Annotated in this window: 8 protein-coding genes and 1 pseudogene; 5 read left to right on the top strand and 4 right to left on the bottom strand. The window is 69.7% G+C overall.

Annotation, left to right across the window (positions count from 1 at the left end; genetic code table 11):
• Positions 1–20 precede the first annotated feature (20 nt).
• The gene (locus Amac_RS37330; protein WP_155359137.1) at positions 21–1,190 is read right to left on the bottom strand and encodes a LolA family protein; all 1,170 of its coding nucleotides are present in this window, start codon (positions 1,188–1,190) and stop codon (positions 21–23) included.
• A gap of 162 nt (positions 1,191–1,352) precedes the next feature.
• On the opposite strand from Amac_RS37330, the gene Amac_RS37325 reads away from it, so the two are divergent.
• Both Amac_RS37325 and Amac_RS37320 read left to right on the top strand, forming a co-directional pair.
• Positions 1,353–2,027, top strand: coding sequence for a response regulator transcription factor (locus Amac_RS37325; RefSeq protein ID WP_155347786.1), 675 nt, complete (start codon positions 1,353–1,355; stop codon positions 2,025–2,027).
• Positions 2,017–3,411, top strand: coding sequence for a sensor histidine kinase (locus Amac_RS37320; protein WP_155359136.1), 1,395 nt, complete (start codon positions 2,017–2,019; stop codon positions 3,409–3,411). Before Amac_RS37325 ends, Amac_RS37320 begins: the two co-directional genes overlap by 11 nt.
• Here the strand turns inward: Amac_RS37320 and Amac_RS37315 are convergent.
• A complete protein-coding gene (locus Amac_RS37315) occupies positions 3,397–3,624 on the bottom strand; it encodes a hypothetical protein (protein WP_218041522.1) in 228 nt (75 codons plus the stop codon). The two genes, Amac_RS37320 and Amac_RS37315, sit on opposite strands and share 15 nt — an antisense overlap.
• Positions 3,625–3,707: 83 nt before the next feature.
• Here Amac_RS37315 and Amac_RS37310 point away from each other — a divergent pair, with 83 nt between their 5' ends.
• On the top strand, positions 3,708–4,253 hold the full coding sequence (locus Amac_RS37310; protein WP_307729803.1) for a P-loop nucleotide/nucleoside kinase family protein: 546 nt from the start codon (positions 3,708–3,710) through the stop codon (positions 4,251–4,253).
• Between the two features lie 104 nt (positions 4,254–4,357).
• A complete protein-coding gene (locus tag Amac_RS37305) occupies positions 4,358–5,779 on the top strand; it encodes a pyridoxal phosphate-dependent decarboxylase family protein (protein ID WP_155359133.1) in 1,422 nt (473 codons plus the stop codon).
• Between the two features lie 37 nt (positions 5,780–5,816).
• Here Amac_RS37305 and Amac_RS37300 read toward each other — a convergent pair whose 3' ends face one another.
• A complete protein-coding gene (locus Amac_RS37300) occupies positions 5,817–6,920 on the bottom strand; it encodes a hypothetical protein (RefSeq protein WP_155359132.1) in 1,104 nt (367 codons plus the stop codon).
• A 180-nt stretch (positions 6,921–7,100) separates the two neighbouring features.
• Positions 7,101–7,739, bottom strand: coding sequence for a hypothetical protein (locus tag Amac_RS37295; protein ID WP_155359131.1), 639 nt, complete (start codon positions 7,737–7,739; stop codon positions 7,101–7,103).
• Positions 7,740–7,881: 142 nt separating this feature from the next.
• Here Amac_RS37295 and Amac_RS37290 point away from each other — a divergent pair.
• Positions 7,882–8,514, top strand: a pseudogene (locus Amac_RS37290) (hypothetical protein); the annotation flags it as partial.

The raw sequence follows: 8,514 nt of genomic DNA, 5'->3' as shown, positions 1-8,514 counted from the left end.
CGCCGCATCGATCGTCATGGTCATTTCCGGCCGGCCGCCTCGTACAGAACCTCGGGCGTGACCGCCCCGGCGACGACGCGCCCGTCATCGGTGAGCAGCACGGACACCAGCTTGGTCTTGATCAACCGGCCGCTCCCCCAGGTGCCGCTGACCGGCGTCGCGGCCTTGAACACGCCGTCGACGACCGCGCTCAGCTGCGCCCCGGCGCCCATTCCCCGCTCGCCCTCGCCCCCGGTGAGCCCGCCTTCGGTAAGCGCGCCTTCGGTGAGCGCGCCTTCGGTGAGCCCGCCTTCGGGCAGCGGCATGACGACCACGGTGGACCAGCCGGACCCGATCACCTTCGCCTGCTCGCCGGCGGTGTGGTCGATGCGCGCGGCGGTTTTCTCGCTCAGGGCGGGCAGTTCCCCCTCCTCGACCTTCGCTCCCGGTGGCGGGGTGAACGCGAAGTTCTCCGGGGCCGGGCGGGAGAAGGTGACCGAGTCGAAGCCCACCTCGAAGGCGGGTTCTGCGGCGCCCTTCGCGTAGACCTGCACCCGGAGCGGGATGAGGGTCTCGCCGTCGATGGCCACGCGGATGTCCTTGATCAGCGAGGCTGGCGTGGTGGGCGTGATCACCAGCTCGTACGCGGCCCGCCCGGCCACGGTGGCGTCGTTGCCGACGCTGATCGCGGTGTCCCCGTCGGCCGCCGCCAGCGCCTGCTCGGCCGCCTGCTGAGGTGTGATCACGCTGGGCGGCAGGGTCGGCGCGGCCGGAGCGACGGGCGTCTTGATCCTCGTCGCCGTATTGGCGGCGCTGTCCCACCACCAGGTCTGGGACCCGTTGACGATCAAGTCGTGCTCGCTCATGTGGCCGGGCAGCGCGATCCTGACCTGCGACTCGGAGCCGTACCAGATCTTGACCTGGTGGGATCCGGCCAGCAGCCCGAGCGGCGTGTTCGCCTCACCGGCCAGCGAGGACAGGCCGGGCACGCCGAGGGACGCGGTTTCGATGATCGTCCCGGACATGGGCGGCAGCTTTCCGGACTGCCAGCGGGTGCCGACGTCGGCCAGCAGCTGCTGGGCGGTGAGCTCGGGCAGCACCGGATCCCCCTGGACCGCGGCGATCACAGGGCCCGCTCCGACGGCTCCGGCCACCACGGCGATGGCGGCGACCGGCACCCCCCACCTCACGGCGCGTGCTCTCTTGGGCATTTCACCTCTCCAATCTGATGGATACGGCCCCACCTTGCGCGCTTCCCCCTGTGCCGAAGCTGAGAGGCGCTGAGATCCCTCTCAGCCGGAACTCCCTCCCCAGGTCCCGCTCCGACGTCCCTCTCAGCCGGGTCTCAGCAGGTAAGGGCCAAAATGGGGGTCATGCGGGTTCTGGTGGTGGAAGATGAGCGGCGGATGGCGGCGGCGCTGCAGCGCGGCCTTCGGGCCGAGGGGTTCGCCGTGGATCTGGCCCACGACGGCGAGGAAGGGCTGCATCTCGCCCAGGTCGGCGACTACGACGTGGTCGTGCTCGACATCATGTTGCCGAGGCTGTCCGGCTACAACGTCTGCAAGCGGCTGCGGGCGGAGGAGAACTGGGTGCCGATCCTCATGCTCTCCGCCAAGGACGGCGAGTACGACCTGGCCGACGGCCTCGACCTGGGCGCCGACGACTACCTCACCAAGCCCTTCTCCTACGTCGTGCTGGTGGCCCGCCTCCGCGCCCTGCTGCGCCGCGGCGGCGGCCGCCGGCCGTCGGTCCTGCGCGCCGGGGACCTCACCCTGGACCCGGCCCGCCGCCTGGTGTCCCGGGGATCGGCCTCGATCGAGCTGACCCCCCGCGAGTTCGCCCTGCTCGAATACCTGATGCGCCACCACGACGAGGTCGTATCTAAGGTCGAGATCCTGGAACACGTCTGGGACACCTACGACACCGACCCGAACGTGGTCGAGGTCTACGTCGGCTACCTGCGTCGCAAGATCGACGCGCCGTTCGGCCGCACCGCCGTGCAGACCGTACGAGGCGCCGGTTACCGTCTGGTCAGCGATGGCGGCTGACCACCCTCCTCCCGGCCGTCTGGAGCGGTGGCGGGGGGCGGCCGGGTGGTGGCGGCGGCGGAGCCTGCGGGTCCGGCTGACCGTCGTGGCGGCGGCCGTGCTCGCGCTCGGGCTGGCACTCTCGGCGTGGGTGTTCGTGGACGTGCTGACCCGGGCGCTGGTGGGGACCATCGACGAGGGGATACACCAGCGGGCCCGGGAAGCCGTCGCGCTGTCGGACGCGCGCCGGCTGGACGGGCCGATCGTGACCACCGACAACACGATCGTGCAGGTGATCTCGCGGGACGGCCGGATCATCGGCGCCACCGGCAACACCGACCGGCTGGTCCCGCTGCTGTCGGCGGAGTCCCGCGCCGCCGCCCTCGCCGAGGGCGGCGGACGTTTCCTGGACGGCCGGCCGTACGGGATTCCCGGGGTGCTCCGGGTGACCGTGCTGAGCGCCGACAACGGCACGACGGTGATCGCGGCCCGCTCGTTCGCGGAGGTGCAGGGCAGCATCCGGGCCGCCGGGCACGTCCTGCTGATCGGCACCCCGCTGCTCATGGTCCTGCTGGCGGCCGCGTCCTGGGTGGTCATCGGGCGGACGCTGCGGCCCATCGACGAGCTGCGCCGGGGCGCCACCGAGATCACCGGCACCGCGCGGTCGCGGCGGCTGCCGGTGCCGGAGGCGCACGACGAGGTCCACTCGCTGGCGATGACGCTGAACGACATGCTGGCCCGGCTGGAGGACGCCGGGGCCCGGCAGCGTGCCCTGGTCTCGGACGCCGCCCACGAACTCCGCAGTCCCCTGGCCAGCATCCGGCTCCAGCTGGAAGTGGCGCTCAACCACCCCGAGGGGCAGGACTGGCGGGAAACCGCCGAAGGGGCGCTCGAGGACACCCTGCGCCTGGCCCGGCTGGCCGAGGACCTGCTCGCCCTGGCCCGCATGGACGAAGGCCGCCCATCCCGCCGCGAACCTGTCGATCTCAACGAACTCGTCTCCCGCACCGCCGACCGATACGGCATCGCCGCCGACCTCCCCGCCGCCACGCTGACCGTCACCGGCGACGCCATGGACCTCGGCCGCGTCCTCACCAACCTGATCGACAACGCGGTACGGCACCGCACCGCGAAGGTCGCCGTCGCCCTCACCCACGCCGATTCGCCGACCCCCCGCACCGCCGAGATCACCGTCACCGACGACGGCCCCGGCATCCCCGCCGAAGACCGGGAACGCGTGTTCGACCGCTTCACCCGCCTGGACACCGCCCGCAGCCGCGACGACGGCGGCGCGGGCCTGGGCCTCGCCATCGTCCGCACCACCCTGCACGCCCACGGCGGCACCATCCACCTCACCGACGCCTCCCCCGGCCTCACCGCCGTGGTCCGCCTACCCCTGACCTGAGACGAACTCCCGACCACACGAGTCCTCGAGAAATCCGGTGATCCCCGCCTGGCGAAGGCCGCCAGAGGCCGTTAAGGGCTGCGCCTCCTTGGCGATCTTCGGTGCCGCGCGGATGCCGAAATGGACGTAAGGCGTCCCGAACACCAGTGGCAGCCACGGTGCGCTGACGGGGCCGAGGCCCGGCATCGCGAGCACCGTGCCGGACACCGCCACCAGGTCGGCCTCGATCGGGGGGCTTCAAGCAGCCGATCAGGCCCTGAACACGGTTATGGCCTACATCATCGGGGTGTCGACCAGTGAGGCCGCCCGCAGGGCGCTTGGCTTTGGGCTCGGACGGAGAAGAGGTAGAACTTGTGGGGTACCCGGGTCGTTTGATCTTGTTGTGTGGGTTGCCGGGTTCGGGAAAGACCACACTGGCGCGGCGGCTGGCTCGGGAGCTGCCTGCCATTCGTTTGTGCCCCGATGAATGGTTGAGCGGGCTGGGCGTCGACCCCTATGCGGAGGAAGCGCGCGACCGGCTGGAGGGTCTCCTCCGGCAACACGCGTATGAGCTCCTGAGACTCGGGCAGGATGTGATCTTGGAGTTCGGCTTCTGGGCTCGGGCTGAACGTGATGAGCTGAGGCTCGCCGCTCGTGCGCTTGGTGCGGCAGTCGAGCTGCGCTACCTGGACGTGCCCCTCGACGTGTTGTGGCGGCGGCTGGAGTCTCGCAACAGTGCGGGGGCTCAGGAGGTGGCTCTCATTTCGAAGGATGCGATCGAGCGATGGGCCAAGGTCTTCCAGGCCCCTGACCAGGACGAGCTCGCGCTCTTCGATAAGCCTCACGTCCAGCGTGACGGATAGCTGGTTTGCCACGATCGGAGCAGCCGCGCCCGTGGCCTCACTGAACCCAGTGAACGGACCTTAGGGTGGGCGCAGCACTGATCGACCTCTGTCAGGAGGACGCCATGTTTCCCGAAATCGGCCGCCCGGTCGCCGATCTGCTCGCGGAACTGACCCGGCTCAAGGCCGCCGACCTTCCCGTTCGTGGCGGCAAGGTGACGGCGTATGTGTACGACACCGGGCGGGCGGAGGTGCACGACGCGGCGTTCGCGGCCTATGCGGAGATGCTCGAGGTGAACATGCTCGATCCGACGGCCTTTCCCAGCATGGTGGCGCTGGAGAAGCAGGTCGTGGGGGCGGTGGCGGAGCTGCTGGGGAACCCGGCGGCGCCGGGGATCTTCACCAGCGGCGGAACTGAGTCGATCATGCTGGCGGTGAAAGCGGCCAGGGACGCGCGGGCGGTGGAGCGGCCGCGGATCGTGGTGCCGGTTACCGCGCATCCGGCGTTTCACAAGGCGGCGCACTATCTGGGCGTCGAGGTCGTCGCGGTTCCGGTGGACCTGGAGACGTTCAAGGTGTCGCCGGACGCGATCGAGGCGGCGATCGACGAGCGGACGGTGCTGGTGGTGGCGTCCGCGCCGTCCTACCCGCAGGGTGTCATCGATCCGATCGGGGAGATCGCCGCGCGGGCGGCGGCGCGTGGCGTGCCCTGTCACGTGGACGCGTGCGTGGGCGGCTGGCTGCTGCCCTGGCTGCGCGAAGCGGGGGCCGACGTACCGCCGTTCGACCTGAGCGTGCCCGGCGTGACCTCGATCTCCTGCGACCTCCACAAGTTCGGCTACGCCCCAAAAGGCGCCTCGGTGCTGTTGTTCACGGACGCGGCGATGCGGCGGAAGGCGTATTTCGCGTCAGCCGCCTGGCCTGGCTACACAATCATCAACTCGACCGTGCAAAGTTCACGATCCGCCGGTCCTCTCGGCGGAGCCTGGGGAACCCTGCAAGCCCTCGGCCGCGACGGATACGCCGAGCTGGGCCGTACCACGCTGGAGGCCACCCGGCGCCTGGCCGACGGCATCGCGAAGATCCCCGGACTGCGCGTGCTCGGCGAACCCGAGGCATCCCTGGTGGCCTTCGCCGGATCCCCCGAGGTGGACGTCTTCGTCCTGGCCGACGAGGCACGCAAACGCGGCTGGTTCCTGCAACCCCAGCTCTCCTACGCCGGCATCCCCGCCAACATCCACATCACCGTCACCGGCGTCACCCACACCGGCGTGAACGCCATGCTCGACATCATCGCCGAATCCACCGACGCCGCCCGCGCCGCAGGCCCCGCCCAAATCCCACCAGGCCTACCCGAACTCATCGCCACCCTAGACCTGGACGCACTAGACGACGCCACCTTCACCGACCTAGCCGCCTCGGTAGGCATCAACCTCCGCAGCACAGACCAGCCCGAAATGGCCACCGTCAACGCCGTCCTCGACGCCTTACCCGCCCCCACCCGCGAATCCATCCTGATCCGCTTCCTATCAGTCATCTACTCCTAGAAGCTCCGCATCCATGATGCTCAGCGTGCTGGGAGGACTACTTTGAGCGGTCCTTGCCTTCTAAGAGGGTCCAGATTTTGACCTTGTAGGTGCCGAAGGTGCCGGTTGCTTCTAGTTGGGTGCGGCCTCGGTCGAAGGGAGATTCGAGAGGGTGGATGTTCAGGACGCGGGCGTAGACGGCCAGGAGGGCGCGGCGGTCGTTGGCGGGGACTTTGTAGGAGTGGATGTGGAGTTCGATGGTTTCCTTGTCCACTTTGATTGAGATGTCCATGGTGGGGTTCGCGCCGAGTTTGGTGGCTGATTCGACCATGGCTGTCGCGGTCTGGAGGGCGCCGGTGATCGATCCTCCGGTGTCGGTGCTCGTGCCGGTTTGGGCTGACGTCTCCCAAGGGCGGCTTGCGAGCAGGCGGGGCATGGCGGCCAGCTGGCCGACGTAGAACCATGTTTCGAGGGCGCGTTTGAAGTTGGTCTCGGTGGTGCCGGAGAGGTTGGCGTCGCGTCCGGCGCTGTGCAGGGCGCCGGCGTAGTCGGCAGCGGCGGCGGCCTGGGAGGCGAGCTTCTTCAGCCAGTTGACAGCCTGGGTCTGCTCCTCGGTGACGGTTGTGTGTTCCAGGGCGTACAGGGCGGCGTCGACCCGGGCGCGGAGGGCGGGGGCGGCCGACATCATGGCGGTGACGTGTTCGGCGGGGAGGGACTCGACGACGATCCAGGCAGGGAGCCGTAAGGGCAGGTCGATATCGGCGGTGAGGTCGTATCCGGGGTCGGCTCGGGCCTGGCGCGCGCGGGCGATCCACTCCGGCACCTCCGACAGCCATGCGTACGCCTGGCCGTGGGTTGCCTCGGGGACGAAGCCGACGGTCGCCTTGTCGGCCGCGTAGTCGGCGTCGAGGAGCGCTTCGCCGAGGGTCTGCAAGACGAATCCGTTCCAGGCCGCCAGCAGCTGGCTGCTCACCGCCTGGGTCGCCGCCCACGGGGTGACCTGGTCGACAACCTGGTCCTCGCGCACCAGCTCGGCCGCCATCAACTCGTCATAGGCGGCCCGGCCCGCACTCCGCAGCGCCTCCAGCGTCGCCGTGTCCCGCTCACCCGCGAGCGCGGCCCGCAACTTGGCGGCAAGCGGCGGCTTGGACGGCTGCGTCACGACATCCTCCGGCACTCGACAGTCAAGCCCAGCAACTCTAAACACCCACCCCACACCCGCCCAGGTCCACTAAGGGCTTCTTCTGGGAGGACAACTTCATGGCACTCGGCCCACCGTGATCAGGAGTTCTCAGATCGTGAGGCCGAGAGCGATCAACGGGTTGTGAAAGTCGTCGCGGGTTCAGCGGGTTCCGTCGGCGATGTTGGTGGAGGTGAGCTGGCGTGACGCGCCGATCGCGGAGCTGCGCATGATCGCGGGGATCGATGGAGCTGTGGCGGTCCGGATCTTGCACCGGTCTTCGCCGAAGGTCACGTCTCGGGCTGTCGCAATGTCACGCGACGCCCCTGGCGGCCCCCGGGGAGAACGGAGGTGATGATTGTTGTTCTCGATCGATCGCTCGCCGCGGATGAACTCGGCCGGTCGGCGGAGACCGGCCCGGTGAGCGGTCAGGGTGGTGACCCCCAGGACCGCGACGGCCGGCAACGGCTTGCAGTTCAGGTCGTCGACCTTCGGTTCGATCAGGTAGAGCTGTGTGATGTGCGGGAAGGGTGTCCCGGGTGGGGCGGGCACGGTCGGGATGGTGCGGATCTCGGTGCGGCCGTGGGCGTGGCCGTGGTCGTGGTCGTCGGTGGTCTGCTCGATGGGGACCTCGCTCCAGGGCAGGGCGTTGAGCTGATCGAACAGACCTCTGCTGATTCCCGCCGACGGGGAAGACAGGGAAGGTCTCGCGGCGGCGCGGGTAGCGGGCGTGCTTGCGCCGGTGATGCGTGATGTCGGCGGAAACGACCGTGTTCTGATCGGGCCTGGCGGATGGCTCATCGCATGGCGGTGGGTGGGTAGATCTTTTCACGGGGGCTGTGACCTGCGGTTTTGTCGCGGATCGAGGCCAGGTTTTGTCGTAGCCGCCCGATAGCGTGAGGGTGGTTGTTCGGATCCGCTGGTGCGAAAGGGGGGTGTCTTCATGCTCGGGTCTCTGTTCGACGTGCGGGATTCCTCCCGTGCGGGGGGCGCCCGCGGACGCGAGTTGCCCGCGTTCCTGAAGGGCACGATGCTGGACCCGGACTACGTCCCGCCCCAGCGTTCCGCCGACGACGCCCACGGCGACACCTACGGCAACGCGTCCGGCGAGGCCGGGCGGCAGAACGCATGGCCGCAGTTCCTCCACGGCCGTTCCCCCGACACCGGCTCCTCCCCCGATGCCGGCCACTCCCCCGATGCCGGCCACTCCACCGACGCCGACCGCTCCACCGATGCCGGCCACTCCACCGACGCCGACCGCTCCACCGACAGCCCCACTGACGCTGGCCGTTCCACTGACGCCGGCCGCTGCACCGGCGGCGCCTGCTCGGGGCCGGAGGGCTCTGCCGAGCCGGGGGATTCCGGGGTGCTGGTGGCCCAGATGCGACAGCTCGCCTCCCGGATTGCGCTGACCGACCTGCCGGAGAGCTGCGGGTTGTGCGTAGGCGAGACGGAGGACCTGCTGTTCGCCCAGGACCGGCTGAGCTCGGCGATCGCCGCCCGGGTGGGACGCGTCCACGCCACCGGGGAGGCCAAGAGCGCCGGCAGCGGCGGGCACGCCTCCACCTGGACCTGG

This window comes from Acrocarpospora macrocephala, from assembly GCF_009687865.1.
In the GTDB taxonomy this organism is placed as follows: Bacteria; Actinomycetota; Actinomycetes; order Streptosporangiales; family Streptosporangiaceae; genus Acrocarpospora; species Acrocarpospora macrocephala.
Note: the sequence above shows the minus strand (reverse complement) of the source record. Positions and strands in the feature narration are given on the sequence as shown.